This window comes from Psychromonas sp. psych-6C06, assembly GCF_002835465.1.
In the GTDB taxonomy this organism is placed as follows: domain Bacteria; phylum Pseudomonadota; class Gammaproteobacteria; order Enterobacterales; family Psychromonadaceae; genus Psychromonas.
In genome coordinates, this window is sequence record NZ_PIZM01000002.1 from 315,611 (window position 1) to 336,784 (window position 21,174).

A 21,174-nucleotide genomic window follows, 5' to 3' on the forward strand; every position below is an offset into this window, starting at 1 on the left:
GCCAAACTAATAAAACATCACAAAACATCAATTAGGTCTAACAGTATGTCTCAATTTTTATTTCAAGACGAGGTTGAAACACCAGTGACATCGATCCCCGAATCAACCACAAACAAATTAGAAAAGTGCTGGCATATCTTAATTGTTGATGATGAGCCGGCCATCCATGATGTTACTCAATTAGTTTTAAAGAACAGTGTGATACTTGATCGAAAGCTAGTTTTACACTCAGCCTATTCAGCACAAGAGGCTAAAACTCTTTTGCAGTCTGATATTCAATTTTGCATGGGATTTATTGATGTTGTTATGGAAAATGATCATGCGGGATTAGATTTAATAAATTGGATACGTAAGGATCTTAAAAACAACTCAATTAGGCTAATTTTACGCACAGGTCAAGCAGGAACAGCCCCCGAAGAGAGTGTTATAAGCCAATATGATATCCATGACTACAAAACAAAAACCGAACTCACACAACGTAAAATGACCACCTGCGTCTATTCGGCAATACGAAGCTACCGAGACATCAGTACAATCTCTAAAAGTCTTGATGCTTTCAAAAAACTCATCGCCTCGTCCACCAGTATTTTAAAAGTAGACAAAATAAGTGAGTTTGCATCGGCAGCACTGACTAATTTACTCTCACTAATGGGACTTGACAGTTCATCAGTTTACATTGTACGCCATGAAGTGGATCTGTTTAATAATATTGAAGAGACCTATCTAGCTTGCAGTGGCAAGTTTGGTCAAACCCCCGATAATATAGAAAATATGAGCGATACGATTAAAAGAAAAATTAATCAGGTGTTTACCACAAAGGGTAATGAATTTACCGACAGCTACTTTATTAGTTACTACAAAACTTCTCATGATGCATCAGCAGTTCTCTACATTGAATTTAATAGTCCGCCAACCGGCTTCCAAAGTAATTTAGCAGAAATTTTTTCAACTAATGTGGCGTTAGTATTAGAGAGTTTAGTGCGTCACCAACAGTCTGAAACCAATCAACGCGAATTGATGTACATTTTGGGCGATGCAATTGAAGCGCGCAGTAAAGAAACAGGAGCACATGTAAAACGAACCGCCCTACTCTGCTACCTTCTTGCACAAAAATTAGAGATGCCAGAAGCCTTTTGCGATGCAATCAAGGCGGCAGCACCATTACATGATATCGGAAAAATAACCGTTCCCGAGCGTATATTACATAAACCAGGAAAGTTAGATGCCGATGAATGGGAGATTATGAAACAGCATGCAGAAGCTGGCGGTGCAATGCTTGCTCGCTCTGCATTACCAATTGCACAACTTGGAAAAACGCTAGCGCATTATCACCATGAGAACTGGGATGGAAGTGGTTACCCGGATGGATTGGCCGGTGAAAATATTCCTATCGAAGCAAGGATAATGGCTCTGGTCGATGTAATTGATGCGTTAGGCTCAAAACGTTGCTATAAACCACAATGGGAAGAGTCTGAAATTCTACATTTTATTAAATCAGAGCGTGGCCTTAAATTTCAACCTGTTTTAGTTGATATTGCCGAAAAACACTTTTCTGAAATAATGGATATTCGTAATAAATACCCAGATTAAAAAACAATTACGTGACTTTATCGTGATGTAAATATAAGGGGGAAGCGATCTCACTTTTATGCGATGAATAGATACATTCATTTAATGTATTTTATAATGTTATTTTTTCATTAAGATTATTTTATGCGTTTTCTGGCTACTGTTTTTTTCTTCTGCTGTTCACTACTGCTCCCAATAAAAAGCTTTGCCGAACGAAGTACCCTTTATTCAGTAAACACGGGGTCATTTTTGTTCCATTTAGTTCCCTTTGATACCGATTCCAATCAATATTTTGATAATCGATATTTCTCTATTGAACGTAAGTTTAGTAAAGATTCGGATTATAGCTTATTCGCAGGTAGCTTTTTAAATAGCCAAGCTAATCGTTGTATGTTGCTCGGTGTACGAAAAGATTGGTATCAAGTAAATAATCGTTTAGTTATAAAAGGAGTTTACTCCTATGCTGGCGAATTTTTCTTTGATGCTTTTGACGACTGTGGTGAAGGCGGTGTTTACAGAACCAGTAAAGAAAATACCGGTGTTGCTTTCGCCCCTTATATTTATCATGCAGCTCAATATAACTTTAACGATCATTTCGGTGTTGAAGCTGGCTTTATTCTCCCCCTTATCTTTGTCATGAGTGTGCAATGGTCATTTTAAGCAGTTGCCATGCTTGTGCTTAAAACAAATGGCTACCTTGTCTGCCAGATGTAGCCATTATCTGACACATCCTATTTTGCACAGGCCAGCGTTTCTCGCACCATAAAGGCGCGATGAGCTCTGTTAATTTCGCCGTTGCCGAGGTGCGATGGTAAACCACATCAAGCGGTGTTTGTTGAATAAGTCTCACCGCAGACTGACTATATTGCTCTAATGATAATGTTTTTAACCGATTAGCATGCCAAGACTTTTCCATCAATGCGCCACGCACCACATGCAAAGGATGTAATTTCAACCCATCAACACCAACATCAACAACTTTTCTCAAGGTTTGTTGGTAATCGCTATCAGACTCATTCGGTAAGCCTAATATAAGATGGGTACATACTTTAATTCCCCGCGCGCGTGCTTTACGTGTAATATTTTCATACTCGCTAAACCCATGCCCTCTGTTAATGCGTTTTAGTGTTTTATCATTAGCTGTTTGTAGCCCTAACTCCAACCACACTTCATAACCACGCATAAGATAACTACTGAGTAAATTTAACACTTCATCTGAAACACAATCAGGACGAGTACCAACGCAGATCCCCACAATATTAGTTGCACTTACCGCTTGTTCATAGAGTGATGAGAGCAAACTTATTTCAGCATAGGTGCTGGTATAAGCTTGAAAATAAGCAAGGTATTTACTAGAGCGGTGTGCAACCTCATCGGCACGTAAATGTAACTGCTCGGTAATTGTTAATTGCGATTGTGACTCGTCACTAAATGCAGCAACGTTACAAAATGTGCATCCCCCCTTTGCAAGGGTTCCATCACGATTAGGGCAACTAAAGTCACCGTGTAGTGTTAGTTTATGCACTCGCTCACCGTAACGTTTTTTTAAATCTTTACCGATTGTATTTACAAAATCAGGGAGTTGCATAAACAGTATCTCTATCGCCATAAAATTGCGTATTCTGCATCAAAAAAGATGGGCAACCATGATGATAGATCAAACATTGCTACGCAAAATCTGTATTATCTGATTTTATTTCACTTAACCTCACAGCAGGTTACTGACCATTAGGTAATCATTTTGGCTCAACTCTATTTTTATTATTCAGCAATGAACGCAGGAAAATCGACTTCGCTATTACAAAGCTCCTATAACTACCGTGAGCGTGGCATGAACACTTTTGTCTTAACAGCGGCTATTGATGATCGCGCAGGTGTCGGCAAAGTCGCTTCCCGAATAGGTATAGAAACAGATGCTTATGCATTTGACAGCAATGACAACCTAAGTGAAATTATCAACAAGCGACATAGTCGAGAGCATCAGCACTGCATTTTAATTGATGAGGCGCAGTTTCTTAGTAAGCAACAAGTAAAACAACTAACCTATGTAGTTGATTGCCTCGATATCCCTGTACTTTGTTATGGCATTAAAACGGATTTCCAAGGCGAGCTTTTTCCCGGTAGTCATTATCTACTTGCATGGTCAGATAAACTGATTGAACTAAAAACCATTTGTCACTGTGGCCGTAAAGCCAATATGATTCTACGCCTTGATAGCGAAGGTAAACCAGTGCGTGAAGGAGAGCAGGTTGAGATTGGTGGAAATGATACCTACGAATCGGTTTGTCGTAAGCACTTTCGCCCCTATTTCTGGGATTAATTACCACTAAAGTTACTCCGCCGAGGCTTAAGTAAGCTCAATGCTGATTAATTAAATCGTCATGATCAGTTTAAATATAATAAATACAAATTTTATAGCGTGTCGTTAGCTCAGCTAAATTGAAGGCCAATTATCGTAGCAATGGCGCGTTATTGCTACGATAATTCAATCTAGAAATTACAGTTTTGTATCGCTTTTCTTATCCAGAACAATGGTTAACGATCAGCGATACTATTTTTCATAGTAAACGCCATAATTACCACCACCTAACATACTCATCAGATTATAAACAGCCCATAAAAATCCTTAAAATTGACCTAAAACAACCAAACAAAGGATATATTGCTGATATTTGCGACCAAAAAAAACTATTTAAAACAGGAGCTAAACATCATTGATGTATTATTCACTGGTTTCGAGGTCAATTTTTCGCTAGTATCGCTGCTCTTAAAATAACTGAATGAAGCTTATAAGTTGCTGTAGGAATATAAACCTAACTCGCTTACTAAGTTGTCTATCTTTGTAAAGGGAAGTTGTAATGGACGTAAAAACGGCAGATGTACTGCTCGTCGGTGGTGGCGTAATGAGCGCGACACTTGGCATGATGTTGACTGAACTTGATCCATCATTAAAAGTAGTCATGGTAGAGCGTTTAGATCATGTTGCACATGAAAGTACACATGGTTGGAATAATGCAGGAACCGGACACGCTGGTTATTGTGAATTAAATTACACCCCGGAAGCGGCTGACGGAAGTGTTGCTATCGAGCGAGCACAAGCGATCAATGCTTCATTTGAAGTTACCTTACAATTTTGGTCTTATTTGGTAAAAAATAATATTTTACCAGATCCGGATAAATTCATTAACTCTATCCCGCATCAAAGCTTAGTGTGGGGGGAAAAAGATGTGAAGTTCTTACGTGAGCGTTATAAATTACTCAGTGCACACCATCTTTTTAAAGATATGCAATACAGTGAAGATCCGAAAGTGATAAGTGAGTGGATGCCACTGGCAATGCAAAACCGCGATCCTAATGAGCCTGTAGCAGCAACTCGTGTTAATTATGGATCTGATGTAGATTTCGGTTCACTTACACGCAATATGATCCAAAGCATGCAAGCATCTCCTAACTTTGAACTGGTATTAAATTATAACGTTCACCGTATTCGTCAACAAAAAGATAATCGTTGGTCGGTACGAATCAAAGAACGAACAGGCAAACATTCAGCCGTTATTGATGCAAAATTTGTTTTTCTTGGTGCTGGTGGTGGCGCATTACCTTTATTGCAAAAATCAAAAATTCCAGAGCGTAAAGGTTACGGAGGCTTCCCTGTTAGCGGACAATGGTTAGTATGCACTAAGCCAGAAATAGTTAAACAGCATTACTCAAAAACCTACGGAAAAGCGCCAATTGGTGCCCCACCAATGTCGGTTCCTCACCTTGATACACGTATCATTGATGGTAAGCCCGCACTTCTATTTGGTCCATTTGCAGGTTTTACTACGAAGTTTTTGAAAAAAGGGTCTAAATTAGATCTTTTCGGCTCAGTCGGAAAATCTAACCTCAAGCCAATGCTTTCTGTTGGCTCAAAAAACATCGATTTAACACATTATCTAATCAAAGAGTCACTTCAGTCTCACAAAGAGCGTGTTAATGCATTACGTAACTTTTACCCAGAAGCAAAAGAGGAAGATTGGAGCTTAGCTAAAGCTGGACAACGTGTCATGATCATCAAGAAGGATGAGAATGGTAAAGGCAAGCTCGAGTTTGGTACGGAAATGGTTGCAGCAAAAGACGGTTCTTTAGCAGTGCTACTAGGCGCGTCACCAGGAGCGTCTACATCGGTACAAGCAATGGTTGATGTTATTGAGCGTTGCTTCGAAGAACAGCTTAAAGACGCTAGCTGGCAGGAGAAGATGAAAGAGATGATCCCTTCTTACGGAAAGTCTTTGATCAAAGATGAAGCAACACTCTCTACTGTTAAAGGTGAGAACCTAACAACATTAAAACTTTCCTAACACCTACAAGTATTGAAGAGTACAGCACAACTTGTACTCTTCAATTTTTACTTAATTAACTACTTAGTAACTATAGAAATATGACTGCCCGTTACTACTTTGCATCGCCACCACCTCTACTTCAATCGTATCTCCAGCTTGATAATCTTTTAGATCTTTAAAACACTCTATTTTTACTTCTGGATACAAGTCACTATCACAAGGGCGTAACATCACTTTACGTTTATCTAACTCAAAAAAGATCTGTGCTTCTAATCGCATCGCTTGTAATGCAATAATATTTTCAGTCATCATACGTGGTTACTCCATAAAAAAGGAGTGATTGAAGCATTAAGGATAGCGTTGTTCGATAGGGAGGTTTCAAGGTATTGCATTTTAATGGCCTTATATAGAGTTGATAATAAGTCCATTTATTAGTCATAGTTATTTAATGTGATCATTGTAACAAAAATAATGATATATTGAATAAGAAACAACCTTTTTTTTCATGTTAATTAATCTAGCTTGTGTTGATAGAAATACTTTTACACTGAAAAACACACTCAATTTTGTGTTATTCAAAAAAGCTCCTCCTAATATATTGGTAAGTGATTTAACGAAGACTCTGCTGAAACAGTGTTGCTGTTCAATATTGCTTTCAGGAGTTGAGGTTAGCAATATAAAAAAACAGGGCAAGCCCTGTTTTATCGTAGTAATTATTGTTCGATATGATATCTCTTTTCCCAGAGTTTAAAGAGGTAGATAACACTAAAGGTGAGAGACATATATAAAATAGCTGCCGCTAAGTAAGCTTCAAAAGGCGCATAATAACGAGCATTAACAACCCTTGCAGCTCCCGTAATATCAACAATAGTCACAATCCCTGCAATCGCACTACCATGGATCATAAAAATAATTTCATTGCTATAAGCCGGTAATGCACGGCGTAGCGAATTGGGTAATGTAATCCGGCGTAATGTTTGCCACTTATTCATTCCATAAGCTTTAGCTGCTTCTAGTTCCCCTTTAGGCATAGTAGAAATGACACCTCGAACAATTTCTGCAGTATAAGCACCGGTGTTCAGTGTAAATGCGAGCAGTGCACAAAACCATGCTTCCTGAAAATAATCCCACATCCAACTTTCACGCAACCAATCAAACTGGGCGGCACCATAATAGATAATAAACAGTTGTACTAGCAGTGGAGAGCCTCGAAAGAAATACATAAATGCCCAAACCGGAAAGCGCACGACTTTATGCTTACTGCCTCGCATGATTCCAGCAGGAATGGCGATACATAAGCCAAGTAACAGTGATAACGCGACTAACCAAGTTGTTGTCCATAGCCCTTCGAGGTAAAACTGATATTCATTAATGATGATTGAAAAATCCATCTTTTACCTCGTTTGTATAGAGTATTTATCTTCAAGGCGTTGCAAAATTGCACTTGAAACCGCCGTAAAGAAAAGAAAAATAAACGCTACAGCAAGATAAAATGTAAAAGGTTGTTGCGTCGATCCTGATGCATCTCCTGCTATTTTCACCATATCCTGTAAGCCTATAATTGATACCAACGCGGTAGTTTTAAGCAGTACTAGCCAGTTATTGCCAATACCAGGTAATGCATGTCGCATCATTTGTGGGAAAGTAACACGAAAAAATATTTTAGATTTGCTCATCCCATAGGCTGTTGCAGCTTCTATCTGCCCTTTATCAACCGATAAAATAGCACCACGAAATGTTTCCGCCATATAAGCACCAAAAATAAAACCTATCGTGATGATACCTGCAAAATAGGGACTAATATCAATATAATCAGGTAGATAAGAATACCACTCATGGCTTGCATCAAGGTTAGTAAAATAGTTGTTCAGACTTTCATTAATACTGTAACTAAGGTTATTAATGAGCATCTGCCCACCAAAGAAAATGAGCAACATAAGAATAAGGTCAGGGATACCACGAATAATGGTCGTATACAGTGTCGCCATCAATCGCAAAATACGTGAATGGGATATTTTGGCCAGTGCACCTAATAACCCTAGGGTCACTGCAAGCAACAAAGAAAGAAGTGCAACTTGTAATGTTAGCCAAGCGCCCTGCAATAATAGGGATTGATAATTTAACAGTTCTTGCATAATGATTCTTTAATTAAAGGCCACTATTCAAATAAGGAAAGTGACAAAAAAAGGGATGGCAAGCCATCCCTTTCAACGTGGTGATTAACTACCGTAAACATCAAACGTAAAGTATTTGTCTTGAATTTTTTTGTAAACGCCGTTTGCGCGAATTTCTTTTAACGCAGCATTAAACTGTGCAGCTAGATCTTTATCCTGCTTACGAATCGCGATACCAGCACCTTCACCAAACCATTTCGGATCGTTTAACTTAGGTCCAACAAATTCAAATTTATCGCCACCATCTTTTTCAAGTAGACCGCCAGTAATAGCAGCAGAGTCAGCCATTACATAGTCTAAACGAGATGCTTTAAGGTCAAGGTAAGCTTCGTCAGCTGAACCGTAACGTTTAATTTTTGCCGATGGGAAGTTATCAGAAATGTAAAGATCCATTGATGTTGCACGTTGCACACCAATGTTTTTACCTTTCATAAACTCATCCGTTGGCGTGTACTCTGTTCCTTTTAAAGCAACAAAGCGCGCTGGAATATGTTGATATTTATCAGTGAATGCAATTTTCTTTTTACGCTCTTCAGTGATATCCATCGTAGCAATAATGGCATCAAACTTACGTGCCATTAAAGCAGGAATAATACCATCCCAATCTTGCTTAACCAGTGTACATTTTGCTTTCATTTGCTCACAAAGTGCATTAGCAATATCAATATCAAATCCTGTAACGGTTCCATCAGCTTCGGTTTGGCTAAATGGAGGGTAAGCCCCTTCAACACCGATACGAATATTTTTCCACTCTTTTGCCGTAACGTTAAATGATAAAACTAACACGGCCATGAATAGACTTAACTTTTTCATTGTACTTCCTTTTTTTAGTTAAAAATGACGGTTAATAAACCGAAGAGATAAATTGTTTAAAGCGTTCAGAAGATGGATTTTCAAAAATAATGTCTGGTTTCCCCTCTTCTTCGACTAAACCTTGGTGTAAAAATAGTACTTTATTAGAAACATCGCGAGCAAAAGCCATTTCATGGGTCACAACTAACATAGTTCTCCCCTCTTCTGCTAATCCACGCATTACGCCAAGCACTTCCCCTACTAATTCAGGGTCAAGCGCAGAAGTGGGTTCATCAAACAACATTACCTCTGGCTCCACCGCTAATGCACGTGCGATCGCAACACGTTGCTGTTGACCGCCAGAAAGTTGTCCAGGAAAATAATTTTTACGTTCATATAAACCGACACGTTGTAAAATAGCTTCCGCTTTTACAATCGCTTCTTTTTTAGGGACACCTAATACATGTACAGGCGCTTCAATAACATTTTCTAATACCGTCATATGCGACCAAAGGTTAAAACTTTGAAACACCATTGCTAAACGACTACGAATACGCTCAACTTGCTTGATTGAAGCAGGTATTGCTCCGCGCTTAGGGTCTTGCTTCATCTCAATTAATTCACCATTGACACGGATATCGCCAGATGTCGGGGTTTCGAGTAAATTTACACAACGTAGTAGCGTACTTTTACCCGATCCTGATGACCCTAAGATTGAGATAACATCACCTTTACGGGCTTCTAAATCAATCCCCTTCAATACTTCATTATCAGCAAAGGATTTGTGCAAATTTTTAATAGATAAAGTAGCTTGGTTCATCAGTTGACTTCATTTTTTAAATAGAATATTGCTTACATTGTACCTAACTTTTTATGGCTAAATACTAAAATTATTACAAAGCTTTGCTCAGTCTCAGATTTATATCAAACACTAAACAACATAAATTTATTGCAACTTTCTAACGCTCACTTTTAATAAAAAACACACTTAAAAATAAGACCTAGCGCAAGAAATGTAAAAATACTTTACAAAGCCATTGTTCATGTTATTGTGCGCGAAATTTATTTATCCATTTATTAATAAGGTAGCCAACGTGTCACAAACTCTTAATTTAGCAAATCCAGCTCCCCTTGGCCTAATGGGCTTTGGTATGACCACTGTTTTACTTAATATTCATAATGCAGGTTTTTTTCCACTGGACTCAATGATTCTTGCTATGGGGCTTTTTGTAGGCGGAATGGGACAGGTGGTTGCGGGAGTTTTAGAATTTAAAAAGGGTAATACTTTTGGTTTAACGGCATTCACTTCTTACGGTTTTTTCTGGATAAGCCTTGTTGCTTTGCTCTTTTTTCCAAAGTTAGGTCTGTCTGAACCAACATCACCAATGTTTATGGCATGGTATTTTGTAATGTATGGTATTTTTACTGGCTTCATGTTCATAGCAACATTACGTGGTAATCGTGTATCGCAATTTATCTTTGCAAGTTTAACTGTTTTATTTTTTCTGCTTGCAGCGAGAGATTTCAGTGGCTCAGAATTGATTGGCACAATTGCTGGTTATGTCGGTATTTGTTGTGGTTTAGTTGCTATATACGATGCAATGGCACAAGTAATCAATGAACAATATGGTGAAGAATTTTTACCACTTGGCTAAGTTGAAAAGTGAATAAGTCATCTCACTCTGTTAACAACGATACGGTAGTTAGCAGAGTGAGATAAAGTTAGTAACTCAATATTGGCACCACATTAAAGTAATGCAGGAATACCTGGAAGTTGCCCTACCAATGCAAGCGATCCAACACAGATAATAAAAGTAATCAGTGGAATCACTAAGCGGTCCATAAATGATAACGCATCAGAACGCTCTTTATCACCAATGAAACCTAAGTTATCTAATAACATCGTTGTAGCCCAACCAAATACCGGGTTTACTAAAGCACTTGAGAAGATACAGATACCTGCACTTTGAGAACTTTTCTCGTCATTAACCATCTGCATACCCGCTTCAAGTAGCGGTAAGAAAACCCCCACTAACAGTGCCACACGTAAAACCGGTTCCCACATTGCTAAATCCATTGGGAAACCAAGGATTGCGCAAACAACACATAATAAACCGGTTAGAATAGCACCACCTGGTACTGGACGTTTAGCAATAGCAGCAGGGATCATGTAGGTACCCCATGATGAAGCAACGTTTGAGCCACCTAAGATTGAGCCAACCATTTGGCGGATAGATACAACGGTCATCGTATCATCAACATCCATCAATACTTTTTTTGCTGTTTTAGGGTAGTTAAGCTCTTGGAATACACGATGACCTAAGAAATCAGGCGACCACATTGCAACGGCTAAAATAGCAAATGGAACAACGGCAATGTATTCATTTAAACCAGGCCAACCTAGTTTCCATCCTGTTGTTTCACCCCACCAATAGAGTGGGCTCATGTTTGGTAAACCGGGCTCTGTTACAAACTCAAACGGTGCGCCCATTACAAAAGCTACAACACCAGCAATTAATGAACACAATGGAATAGCAACCCAGCGCATTTTAATACGTGCAAGATAAGCATAAATACCGATAGTAATTAAGATAACCGTAAATGGAATAGCCGCCATTTCGATACTATCCCCCCAATTTCCAAAGTTTCTAATTTGGCCAACAGTTCCCATCGCTCCGAGAAAGATAAGTAATCCTCCCCTTACCCCTTCACCCGTCAAGGTAACAAGTTTAGAACCACCTTTTGAGATACTAAGCAATAAACCAAATGCCCCGATTAAAATCCCGAGCGCAAGTGGATGCCCACCAGCGGTAGCAATTAATGGAATAAGCGGAATCATCGGCCCATGCGTACCAGCAAGGTTGGTACGTGGGTTTAAAACAGCAGAAAAAATAACCGCAAATAAGACGCCAGCAATCAACATCTCAAAACGCACGTTTTCAGCAATAAAGGCGGCATCTAAACCAAACTGAACAGCAAAAGCGCCCGCCATTGCCGCTACCATTACAATTTTACCAATGGTTGCAGCCAGTGCAGGTACCCAATCCTCTATTTCAATTCGGTAATCACGATAAGGAAGATTAATACCCCAGCGCTTAAACTCCATAATATTTAATTCATGATTTAAATATTCTTCACGTGAGTCAAAGTCACTTGCGGGTTTGTGCCTCTCTCGATAAGCGTTTTTTTCAGCATCCTGCATATTTTTTATCCTTGTAATAAATTTATTAGTGATGGCGCTAAATTAACAGTCTGAAGTCATAATTATTTGCTCTAAAACAACTTCTAATGCAATGATTGCTACTGTTAAAGCATAAATATCAATAGTGATCACATGCTCACAATTCGAGTCTAATTCGTGGATTTTTTATATTTAGCTATTGCTATATATTAAAAATAAATAAACAACACTTTATAGGTATGTCTATAACAAACACATTTTTAGACATATCACGTCAGTTTCATGATTCATGATTTAACGGAAACGTTTCTACATGCATAAAAAAAGGAAGCCGAAGCTTCCTTTTTATCTAATCAATTAAATGATTATTCAGCAGCTGCTGCTTCTTTCTTTTCAGCAGCTTCTTTAATACTTAGACGTACACGGCCTTGGCGATCTACTTCTAGTACTTTAACTTTAACTTCTTGACCCTCTTTCAAATGGTCAGAAACTTTCTGTACACGCTCTTCACAGATTTGTGAGATATGAACTAGACCATCTTTACCTGGTAAGATGTTAACGAATGCGCCGAAGTCAGCTAAACGTACAACTTTACCTGTGTAGATAGTACCTACTTCAACTTCAGCTGTAAGAGCTTTAATGCGGTTGATTGCATCATCTGCTTGCTCGCCAGACGTTGCAGCAATTTTAACTGTACCGTCATCTTCGATTTCAATCGTAGTACCCGTTTCTTCACATAGAGCACGGATAACTGCGCCACCTTTACCGATAACATCACGGATTTTATCAGTGTTGATTTTCAGTGTGTGAATACGTGGAGCAAATTGTGAAATATCTTCACGACCTTCAGAAATCGCTTCGTCCATTACCGTTAGGATATGTAAACGCGCAGCTTTTGCTTGGTTTAACGCAATTTGCATGATTTCGCGTGTGATACCTTCAATTTTGATATCCATTTGTAGTGCAGTGATACCACCGTCAGTACCCGCTACTTTAAAGTCCATATCACCAAGATGATCTTCATCACCTAAGATATCAGAAAGAACAACGAACTCTTCGCCTTCTTTCACTAGACCCATCGCGATACCCGCAACAGATGCTTTAAGAGGAACACCCGCATCCATAAGCGCTAGCGATGAACCACAAACAGAAGCCATTGAAGATGAACCGTTAGATTCAGTGATTTCCGATACTACACGTACTGTGTATGGGAACTCTTCAACTGTAGGCATTACTGCTAATACACCACGTTTCGCTAGACGACCGTGACCAATTTCACGACGTTTAGGAGAACCAACAAAACCAGTTTCGCCTACACAGTATGGAGGGAAGTTGTAATGTAATAAGAAGTGATCTTTCTTCTCACCCATTAGGCTATCGATGATTTGTGCATCACGTTGAGTACCAAGCGTAGCTGTTACTAATGCTTGTGTTTCACCACGTGTAAACAGTGAAGAACCGTGAGTACGTGGCAGTACACCAGTACGAACGTCAAGCGCACGAACACTCTCAGGATCACGACCATCAATACGAGGCTCGCCTTTAATGATACGTGAACGTACCACTGTTTTTTCTAAATCGTGTAAGTATTCACCTACCTTTTTAGCTTCTAATGTTTCGTCAGCAGCTAATAATTTTTCTTTAACTTCAGAGGTGATCGCTTTGATTGTATCGTAACGCTGACCTTTGTCGCTGATTTGGTAAGCTTCTTCGAAACGCGCCTGTGCTTCAGTTGCAATAAGTGCATCTAATGCTTCGTTACGTGCTGGAGCTGTCCAATCCCAAGCAGGACGTGCAACGTCGCTTGCGAACTCTTTAATTGCTTCAACAACAACTTGTTGCTCATCGTGACCGTATACAACAGCGCCTAACATTACGTCTTCGCTTAATACAGCGGCTTCTGATTCAACCATTAATACTGCGTTGTCAGTACCTGATACAACAAGGTCAAGATCACTTGTTTCTAATTCTGTTTTAGTTGGGTTAAGTAGGTATTGACCTTCTTTGTAACCAACACGAGCACAACCGATAGGACCGTTAAAAGGCATACCAGAGATAGAAAGTGCCGCAGATGTTGCGATCATAGCAACGATATCTGGGTTAACTTCTGGGTTGATTGAAACAACAGTTGCAATCACTTGTACTTCGTTTTTGAAACCTTCAGGGAAAAGAGGACGCACTGGACGGTCGATTAGACGTGCAATTAGTGTCTCTTCTTCAGATGGACGGCCTTCACGCTTGAAGAAACCACCTGGGATTTTACCTGCAGCGTATGTTTTTTCTTGGTAGTTAACAGTCAGAGGGAAGAAATCACGCTCTTGATCATCTGCATTTTTACCAACAACAGAAACGAATACACAAGTATCGTCCATGCTACACATTACAGCAGCAGTTGCTTGACGTGCAATCACGCCAGTTTCTAGTGTTACAGTATGTTCGCCATACTGAAAACTTTTAACAATAGGAGTCATTTTTTTTCCTTGGATTATATATTTAATTTTATGCTTTTTATCGCGACGATAGTATATATCAAAGTGTTGGCTTTAAAACTATTTTGGAAGGATTTTTTGGGGTTTTTATTTATGAACAGCTAATAATGTTTATATAAGTAAGAGGGCAGTGTAGCTATCAAACACGATTAACTACACTGCTATTAAATACTACATTTCGTATCGCAATGCAGAATCGACACTTTGATATATTTTTCTTTCTAAACGCCCTAGAATATCTCGAATAAAGCTTTTGCTGAAAATAGTTTCATGGGGAGAAGGTTTCAGGCCTAATACCTCCATTACCTTCCTGATGAAATACTTAACCCACCTAGACAGCTTGTCAGCTAAATTGATCCCTTTAGCGAGAACATATGCGAGATGATCCATGACCGTAAAACTCTCGAATGAGCCAATAACTGAAGTTACTTTTTTTACAACAAAAACAATTGCACTTTGTAGCCAATGCAGAGTATCGATAGAGAAAGTCGCGCGGGCTTTTTGTGTCAACCATTGCTTAATACTAAGATCACTCTTATGAGCTTGCCTATTGCCAGCAAGCCCCCCCCAACTTTTCCCATCTACAGAAGAACAATATTCTTTCATATCGTGGTATTTAGCTCCAGGTAATAAACCAGGTGAATGTAACCAATAATCAGTACCAGACTCAGGAATATGCACATAAGGCCAAGTCGGTATCATTGGTACAACATCTGTTTTATGAAAAACACGATATATACGTTTAGTTGTTAACTGAATTGTTAAATAATTAGAAAAATCAAACAGTCCAACACGTGGACTACCATAAGTATAGAGATATGTACTTTCTCCACTATTTTGTAACCAACTAGCACATAAAGTAGCTAATGCGCCTCCCAAACTATGGCCAACACAATGAAAAGTCGTGGCACCTTGTTTTTTTGCAATTTTAACAAGTTCATTTAATTGTGGTTTCAGGCTATTAAATACAGTATTAAACCCGTCGTGCACAGAATATCCTACGCTACTACGAGCAGGAGCCACATTAAAGTTACTTATCCAATCAGCAAGTAATTTAGTTCCTCTAAATGTAATAATCGCATTACCTTTAGGAGCCATTAGCACACAGCCAAAACCTGTCGTAATTTTTATTCCAGCAGGCCCCGTTTTTCCTTGAAGGATATTTTTCCCTACGAATTTTAGACTTCCAAGTCCAGACGTTTTCAGTACAATAGACGCCGTATCCATTGATGAGGATTTAGAAATGGGGTACACAACTCTCGCTATTTTAGAGGACAGCGTTGAAGACAAAACAGTCATATTAAGCTCCTTTTAATTAATCAAATATCTTCATCAAAAAATGAAATGCTTTTTGCTTCATCAGCTTCCACATCCCAATTGCAACGACTTATAATAACATCCCCGTTTACCAAAATTCCGCTCAGCTCTTCTAAGGCTAATTCGCAAGTAACGGCTAAAGGTTTGCCTCGAGATTCTGAATTTGCAGCAGGATCCATTTTAGTAGCTTCCCAAATTAAAAACTCATCATTATCTTTATAGGCAATAATATTTTGGGCAACAGCAAACTGCATAGGCAGCACTTTTCCAATTAAGTTAGTACGATAAATTGCTGGAAAATAAAACTTCCCATCTTCATCAGTTATCGTTTCGTCATATTGTTTTTTATTGTAATCCACCATCCGAACCAACTTAACGCCAGCTGCTGGTTTTCCTTCAAAACTGACAACTCCTGTCATCTCAGAAAATAGACACTGCTTTACACTCACCGCATACACTCCATATGAAAATACTACTAATAAAATTGATATTATAATTTTGTTCATTTGATTCCTTGTTAAAGCTAATCCATTAACAAACCTGTGCAGATGATAATGTATTGATATAAAGATAACAATCAAACAAGTCACAGTTAGTAATAATCGCTGACTGACAAAAAGGAACTTTGAATAAACAATGTTACAAAAAGTATTCGAGGCCATTATTGGATTAATCATATTGGCTTTTTTAATTTATGGGGTATTTCTAGGAGGGAAGTGGCTAGTTGGTTTGTTTACTGATTTTACACCTGCGACTTTGGCTATTATTAGTATATCTCTCTTCTTAATCCCGTTAATAATCGAGTTCATAACGGTAGGGGCAGGTTCTCAAGCAGCAGGACCAATGTGCATTGCAATAATGATGATACCCTTTTGTTTTATTGGATTAATTGTTTCATTTATTTAGTATTTAGTTCGGTAACGATTTTAGCTAATAACCACCCACTGACCAAAAACGTGCAGGTCGCTCGCGATCATCAACGGTAAAAGGACGACTTGGATCTGCTGTTAATACAATGCTTTCCCCCTCAAAACGTGCATCAATCACTGTCCCACCTTTATAGTTAATCATAACGAGTTCATTACCCTGTAAGTACTTGGGTGAATATAAACGTATCGTGCTTTGTTTTGGCCGTGATGAATGACCGCCGTGTCCAAAAGCATAATTACCAGAATAATAAATAACAATGACACTCGCACTGCCCGCAGGGGTTATCGTTTTAGGGGGGCGAGAAAAGGTAAAGTAAGGATCGCTCGATAATAACATTTTAGAGAAGTCACTTAAATTAACTTGCCATAAACGGTTCTCAACATGTTGAAATTCAGCCAATGAAGCCACAATAAGTATTGTATTTTCATCGATATAATTCACAAAACTAAAATGACTAAATTCGTTAAATTGATGTAACAAAGGACCGAGCTCATCGCCATCTTGTTGATAAACTTTATTACCCACAAATAACAATTGGCGCAAAGATTTTTCCAACGTTAATTGTAAAGCAGGCTTATCATCCTCATGACGATTAAAAGGCTCATTTTCTTTAATCTCACCACTACCAGTCAACACCATTTCAATCCCAACCGGTAAATCACTGTTATTGACATCAAAATTAACTGCTTTTTCAGCATCAATCACTTGTTTTGAATGGTTTTCAAGCTCCTTAATGCTGATAAATTCACTGTTTACTTCAAAGTCTGCTCCGCGCTGTGATTTAAACTCTGTGATCTCAGAGATAAAAACAAGGTTGGAAAATAATACTGCAATCGGGATGCAAGCGACAAACACCAGCACTGCAACTACCCATAATAATACGCTCATCCTTTCCCTCATAATAATTTACTATATCTATCTTAAAAATAGGCCATAACTACTGCTTCACTAAACCCAGTTTTTTAGCAAGTGGCTCGATCGCGCCACCTTGTATAAACACAGAAAATAGCACTACAAAAAACACCATGTGGATCATCTCAATCGAGCCTTCTACCCCAGCGGTCGCGGGGATAAGAGCAAAAACAATCGGCGTCGCGCCCTTTAAACCAATTGAGGAAATAAACAGGCGTTTTTTCCAACTTGCTTTGACAAAAGGCAGGTAACATAGTTGCACTGCTAATGGCCTTGCTACAAAAATAAGGAGCAGTGCGGGTAGCAGCGACACCCAAAATACTGACACTAAATTTTGCGGAAATATCTGCAAACCAATAATAATAAACATCAGCGATTGTGCCAGCCAGGCTAAGCCATTATAAAAGTGTTTGTTAACCTCTCCACCGCGTAACAACTGATTACCAATGATCACACCGGCAATATAAACGGCCACTAAAATATTACCACCAACTAACTCGGTGCCATAAACAGCAATAATAAAACAGGTAAGAATGAATACAGGTATTAATCCAACCTCGTTAAGCTTGATATGATTAAGCGCCATTACGCATAATTTGCCCAATATATAACCAACCAATCCGCCAAGTAAAATTTGCTGCGCTAGTAGCATGGCAATACTTGAAACTGAAAGCGCGATACCGGAGCTTGAGACTAAAATATCAGTAAGTAAAATCACCATGAGTAAGGCAACAGGGTCATTGGTTGCCGATTCAAATTCTAATACGGTGTCAGTATTCTCTTTTAGTTTTAATTTTTTAGACTCTAAAATCGAAAACACAGCGGCTGCATCGGTTGATGACACAACAGCTGCAAATAATAAGCAGGTTAAAAAATTGAGATTGAGTAAATAATATAAGATAACGGCAAAAATAAGCGTCGTGAATAATACCCCAAAGCTAGATAACGTACCGCCCTCTTTCCAAGCTAGTTTAATGCTCTTAGTAGAAGTATTTAAGCCACCAACAAACACGATCACGTTAAGCGCCATGCCGCCAATTAATGAGGTCATTTGTAAGTTATCATAGACAAAATCAAATTCGCCATTACCAAATACCAGCCCCACCGCCATAAAAATAAGCAAAGAAGGAATGCCTAGCGTTTTAGAGGGGTGATGTAACAAAATACCAATGGCAATTAAACTGGCAATACCTAACATGATTAAGTTAAAAGACATAACACGTCACTTATAAATTAGAAGAAGAAAAGAATGGGACTCTATTATACTTAAATAATGCTATATTTTGTCGATAATTATTATCGTTAACAATGAAATACTCTGTTGTAATTTAAATAATAAATAGTCTTCATCTTAAAGCCCCGATGGTTTAAAGGTTTAAAGGTTTATTGATAAATTCCCTCAATGAAGATGCTCACATGACGAACACACAATCAAAACAGAAAGTGTTATTTAATTAGCGAATAAGCCAGAAGAAATGTTAGCACTTGAGCAAAATGAATACGTTCGTATTTGGTTGTTTCAGAGCCTGAAGTCATTGAAGAAAGTTTAAATATAATACTCAAGATGCTAACCACCTATGAACCTGACAACTTGTGGCAACAGACACAATCGACACTTTCTGAAATGCTAATCAGAATTCGCCTCAATAATTGGGTTATATTCCATCATTAAAGAGCACTATAAAATTAAGCCAGTTGAGTTTGCAAAGCTATCAACAATCAGCACTAATAACTAGAAAAGTGTGAGGATACAATATCGTTGTAAAAATAATCATAGTATTTGTCAGCTGTTGTCTTTATATTCTTCTCTTCTCCCCTAACAAGAATGAGACTTATTATGACTGTGTATGCAACTTTTTGTTTTCTTGGTGCAGCGGCTATGTTAATTGCCTTTTTAAATAGTAAAATAGGCAAGATGCAAAGCACTATTGCAATTACTGCGGGCTCATTAATCTTATCTTTAATTATCGTTATTGCCGGAAAAAATGGTTTTACTTCCTTAAAAACAATTGCCTCTCAGCAACTCGCACAAATTGACTTTAATAGCTTTCTACTTGACGGTATCTTAGGCTTCCTTCTGTTTGCTGGCGGATTAGGTATTAAACTAACCAATATTAAAGATCAAAAGTGGGAAATAACTGTTTTAGCCCTCGCTGCTACATTGTTTTCTACGGTATTTATCGGCTATGCACTTTTTTATAGTTGTCAATTCATTGGACTACCATTGGATCTGATTTATTGTCTTTTATTTGGAGCCTTAATCTCTCCTACAGACCCGATTGCTGTGTTAGCTATCGTAAAAAAATTAAATGCTCCTAAACGCATCTCAACACAAATTGAGGGAGAGTCGTTATTTAATGATGGCTTTGGATTAGTTATCTTTATTACGTTATACAGCATTGCATTTTCAGGAGCAGAAGTCTCTGCGATAAGTGTTAGTGGCATGTTTTTACACGAAGCGATAGGTGGCATCGCTTATGGGTTTGCATTAGGGCTTTTATTTCACTTTTTAATTAGCGCTACCAATGATCATTCAATGGAGCTTTTATTAACCATTGGCATTCCTACAGCGGGTTACGTTGTCGCAGGAATGTTAGGTGTTTCAGGGCCCCTCGCAATGGTTGTATCAGGCATTATGATTGGTAACTGGACACGTATTAATGGCTTCTCAGATGAAAGTAAAAAGCTATTAGACCATTTTTGGGAGCTGGTCGATGAGTTCTTAAATGGTATTTTGTTCCTATTAATTGGGTTAAGCATGCTGCAGTACAGTTTCCATCAAGAAGATTGGATCTTAATGGTGATCGCGATTCCATTAGTGTTGATCGCACGCTACTTAAGTATTCAATTTTCATATCTTGGCTTTCAGCGCTTTCGCAATTATAACCCTTACTCGGTTGCAATTTTAACATGGGGTGGTTTACGTGGTGGACTAGCACTTGCGATGGCAATGGTTATTCCTGCCGGAGTGATGGTCATCCCTGAAAAACAGATTGATGTACGCGAGATAATTTTAGTTATGACCTACTCCGTGGTATTTTTCTCTATATTAGTGCAAGGCTCAACAATTACACCATTAATAAATAAAGCAAAGGCATGGCAAACAGAACAGAAGTAACAAGCTATATCTTTTCTGATTAGAGTATTAATACAATGCTCAAATGAGTTATCGAGTACCTACTCAATAACTCATTAAACGGATGGAAAAATTGGCTAAAATTTCTCAGGAACGCATAATAGCTAGCTGTCTTTGTTCCTATTGAATTGCTTGTTATTAACTTAACGTAGGTAAAGCGAGGTTTACGGTAAATGACGATATTTAGGCTTTGCGAAAACAGGATTTTTACCATATAACAATGTTAATGATGCAAACTTCGCAAAAATGCGAATTCAAGCTTCTCACATTATCTTTATTCAAACTAAATGAACAACCGTTTCTACAAAGCTATATCTATGGAGTAAAGTGACTTCTCACCAATAAGCGAAAG

Annotated in this window: 18 protein-coding genes; 6 read left to right on the plus strand and 12 right to left on the minus strand. The window is 38.4% G+C overall.

Annotation, left to right across the window (positions count from 1 at the left end; translation table 11 throughout):
* Positions 1–45 precede the first annotated feature (45 nt).
* Positions 46–1,590, plus strand: a complete 1,545-nt coding sequence (locus tag CW745_RS04575; protein WP_101107336.1) for a response regulator — start codon at positions 46–48, stop codon at positions 1,588–1,590.
* Between the two features lie 228 nt (positions 1,591–1,818).
* The gene (locus CW745_RS04580; protein WP_202973154.1) at positions 1,819–2,229 is read left to right on the plus strand and encodes a hypothetical protein; all 411 of its coding nucleotides are present in this window, start codon (positions 1,819–1,821) and stop codon (positions 2,227–2,229) included.
* 19 nt (positions 2,230–2,248) lie between these two features.
* On the opposite strand, the gene CW745_RS04585 is transcribed toward CW745_RS04580, so the two are convergent.
* Complete coding sequence (locus tag CW745_RS04585) at positions 2,249–3,178, minus strand: TIGR01212 family radical SAM protein (RefSeq protein WP_238596696.1); 930 nt, start codon at positions 3,176–3,178, stop codon at positions 2,249–2,251.
* A gap of 132 nt (positions 3,179–3,310) precedes the next feature.
* On the opposite strand from CW745_RS04585, the gene CW745_RS04590 reads away from it, so the two are divergent.
* Entirely contained in the window at positions 3,311–3,889 is a 579-nt protein-coding gene (locus tag CW745_RS04590) for a thymidine kinase (RefSeq protein WP_101107339.1), read from the plus strand.
* A gap of 538 nt (positions 3,890–4,427) precedes the next feature.
* Positions 4,428–5,909, plus strand: coding sequence for a malate dehydrogenase (quinone) (gene mqo, locus CW745_RS04595; protein WP_101107340.1), 1,482 nt, complete (start codon positions 4,428–4,430; stop codon positions 5,907–5,909).
* A gap of 63 nt (positions 5,910–5,972) precedes the next feature.
* Here the strand turns inward: mqo and CW745_RS04600 are convergent, their stop codons facing one another.
* The 5 genes from CW745_RS04600 to CW745_RS04620 all read right to left on the minus strand — a co-directional run bounded on the left by CW745_RS04600 (position 5,973) and on the right by CW745_RS04620 (position 9,677).
* Positions 5,973–6,203: a hypothetical protein gene (locus CW745_RS04600; protein ID WP_101107341.1), complete on the minus strand. Its 231-nt coding sequence runs from the start codon at positions 6,201–6,203 to the stop codon at positions 5,973–5,975.
* Positions 6,204–6,604: 401 nt separating this feature from the next.
* Positions 6,605–7,282: an ABC transporter permease gene (locus tag CW745_RS04605; protein WP_101107342.1), complete on the minus strand. Its 678-nt coding sequence runs from the start codon at positions 7,280–7,282 to the stop codon at positions 6,605–6,607.
* 3 nt (positions 7,283–7,285) lie between these two features.
* The gene (locus CW745_RS04610) at positions 7,286–8,026 is read right to left on the minus strand and encodes an ABC transporter permease (RefSeq protein WP_101107343.1); all 741 of its coding nucleotides are present in this window, start codon (positions 8,024–8,026) and stop codon (positions 7,286–7,288) included.
* An 84-nt stretch (positions 8,027–8,110) separates the two neighbouring features.
* Entirely contained in the window at positions 8,111–8,878 is a 768-nt protein-coding gene (locus tag CW745_RS04615; protein ID WP_101107344.1) for an ABC transporter substrate-binding protein, read from the minus strand.
* A 31-nt stretch (positions 8,879–8,909) separates the two neighbouring features.
* On the minus strand, positions 8,910–9,677 hold the full coding sequence (locus CW745_RS04620; protein WP_101107345.1) for an ABC transporter ATP-binding protein: 768 nt from the start codon (positions 9,675–9,677) through the stop codon (positions 8,910–8,912).
* A gap of 274 nt (positions 9,678–9,951) precedes the next feature.
* Between CW745_RS04620 and CW745_RS04625 the strand changes: the two genes are divergently transcribed.
* Entirely contained in the window at positions 9,952–10,512 is a 561-nt protein-coding gene (locus tag CW745_RS04625; protein ID WP_274521224.1) for an acetate uptake transporter, read from the plus strand.
* A gap of 92 nt (positions 10,513–10,604) precedes the next feature.
* Here the strand turns inward: CW745_RS04625 and CW745_RS04630 are convergent, their stop codons facing one another.
* The 6 genes from CW745_RS04630 to CW745_RS04660 form a co-directional block, all read right to left on the minus strand.
* Positions 10,605–12,059 carry a DUF3360 family protein gene (locus CW745_RS04630; protein WP_101107347.1) on the minus strand — a complete coding sequence of 485 codons (1,455 nt, stop codon included), beginning with the start codon at positions 12,057–12,059 and terminating at the stop codon, positions 10,605–10,607.
* 344 nt (positions 12,060–12,403) lie between these two features.
* Positions 12,404–14,509 carry a polyribonucleotide nucleotidyltransferase gene (gene pnp, locus CW745_RS04635; RefSeq protein ID WP_101107348.1) on the minus strand — a complete coding sequence of 702 codons (2,106 nt, stop codon included), beginning with the start codon at positions 14,507–14,509 and terminating at the stop codon, positions 12,404–12,406.
* Between the two features lie 189 nt (positions 14,510–14,698).
* The gene (locus CW745_RS04640; protein WP_101107349.1) at positions 14,699–15,826 is read right to left on the minus strand and encodes a lipase family protein; all 1,128 of its coding nucleotides are present in this window, start codon (positions 15,824–15,826) and stop codon (positions 14,699–14,701) included.
* Between the two features lie 20 nt (positions 15,827–15,846).
* Positions 15,847–16,350 (minus strand): DUF6795 domain-containing protein, encoded by a 504-nt coding sequence (locus tag CW745_RS04645; RefSeq protein ID WP_101107350.1) that lies wholly within the window; start codon positions 16,348–16,350, stop codon positions 15,847–15,849.
* Positions 16,351–16,774: 424 nt separating this feature from the next.
* The gene (locus tag CW745_RS04655) at positions 16,775–17,662 is read right to left on the minus strand and encodes a hypothetical protein (protein ID WP_101107352.1); all 888 of its coding nucleotides are present in this window, start codon (positions 17,660–17,662) and stop codon (positions 16,775–16,777) included.
* 49 nt (positions 17,663–17,711) lie between these two features.
* Positions 17,712–18,902 carry a potassium/proton antiporter gene (locus CW745_RS04660; protein WP_101107353.1) on the minus strand — a complete coding sequence of 397 codons (1,191 nt, stop codon included), beginning with the start codon at positions 18,900–18,902 and terminating at the stop codon, positions 17,712–17,714.
* 621 nt (positions 18,903–19,523) lie between these two features.
* Here CW745_RS04660 and CW745_RS04665 point away from each other — a divergent pair.
* Positions 19,524–20,804, plus strand: a complete 1,281-nt coding sequence (locus CW745_RS04665) for a sodium:proton antiporter (protein WP_101107354.1) — start codon at positions 19,524–19,526, stop codon at positions 20,802–20,804.
* Positions 20,805–21,174: the final 370 nt, after the last annotated feature.

Bases quoted from the DNA above. Each gene is read 5' to 3' on its own strand.
- CW745_RS04575 (WP_101107336.1), top strand. From the start codon at position 46: ATGTCTCAATTTTTATTTCAAGACGAGGTTGAAACACCAGTGACATCG.
- CW745_RS04585 (WP_238596696.1), bottom strand. From the start codon at position 3,178: ATGGCGATAGAGATACTGTTTATGCAACTCCCTGATTTTGTAAATACA.
- mqo (WP_101107340.1), top strand. From the start codon at position 4,428: ATGGACGTAAAAACGGCAGATGTACTGCTCGTCGGTGGTGGCGTAATG.
- CW745_RS04600 (WP_101107341.1), bottom strand. From the start codon at position 6,203: ATGATGACTGAAAATATTATTGCATTACAAGCGATGCGATTAGAAGCA.
- CW745_RS04605 (WP_101107342.1), bottom strand. From the start codon at position 7,282: ATGGATTTTTCAATCATCATTAATGAATATCAGTTTTACCTCGAAGGG.
- CW745_RS04610 (WP_101107343.1), bottom strand. From the start codon at position 8,026: ATGCAAGAACTGTTAAATTATCAATCCCTATTATTGCAGGGCGCTTGG.
- CW745_RS04615 (WP_101107344.1), bottom strand. From the start codon at position 8,878: ATGAAAAAGTTAAGTCTATTCATGGCCGTGTTAGTTTTATCATTTAAC.
- CW745_RS04620 (WP_101107345.1), bottom strand. From the start codon at position 9,677: ATGAACCAAGCTACTTTATCTATTAAAAATTTGCACAAATCCTTTGCT.
- CW745_RS04630 (WP_101107347.1), bottom strand. From the start codon at position 12,059: ATGCAGGATGCTGAAAAAAACGCTTATCGAGAGAGGCACAAACCCGCA.
- pnp (WP_101107348.1), bottom strand. From the start codon at position 14,509: ATGACTCCTATTGTTAAAAGTTTTCAGTATGGCGAACATACTGTAACA.
- CW745_RS04640 (WP_101107349.1), bottom strand. From the start codon at position 15,826: ATGACTGTTTTGTCTTCAACGCTGTCCTCTAAAATAGCGAGAGTTGTG.
- CW745_RS04645 (WP_101107350.1), bottom strand. From the start codon at position 16,350: ATGAACAAAATTATAATATCAATTTTATTAGTAGTATTTTCATATGGA.
- CW745_RS04655 (WP_101107352.1), bottom strand. From the start codon at position 17,662: ATGAGCGTATTATTATGGGTAGTTGCAGTGCTGGTGTTTGTCGCTTGC.
- CW745_RS04660 (WP_101107353.1), bottom strand. From the start codon at position 18,902: ATGTCTTTTAACTTAATCATGTTAGGTATTGCCAGTTTAATTGCCATT.
- CW745_RS04665 (WP_101107354.1), top strand. From the start codon at position 19,524: ATGACTGTGTATGCAACTTTTTGTTTTCTTGGTGCAGCGGCTATGTTA.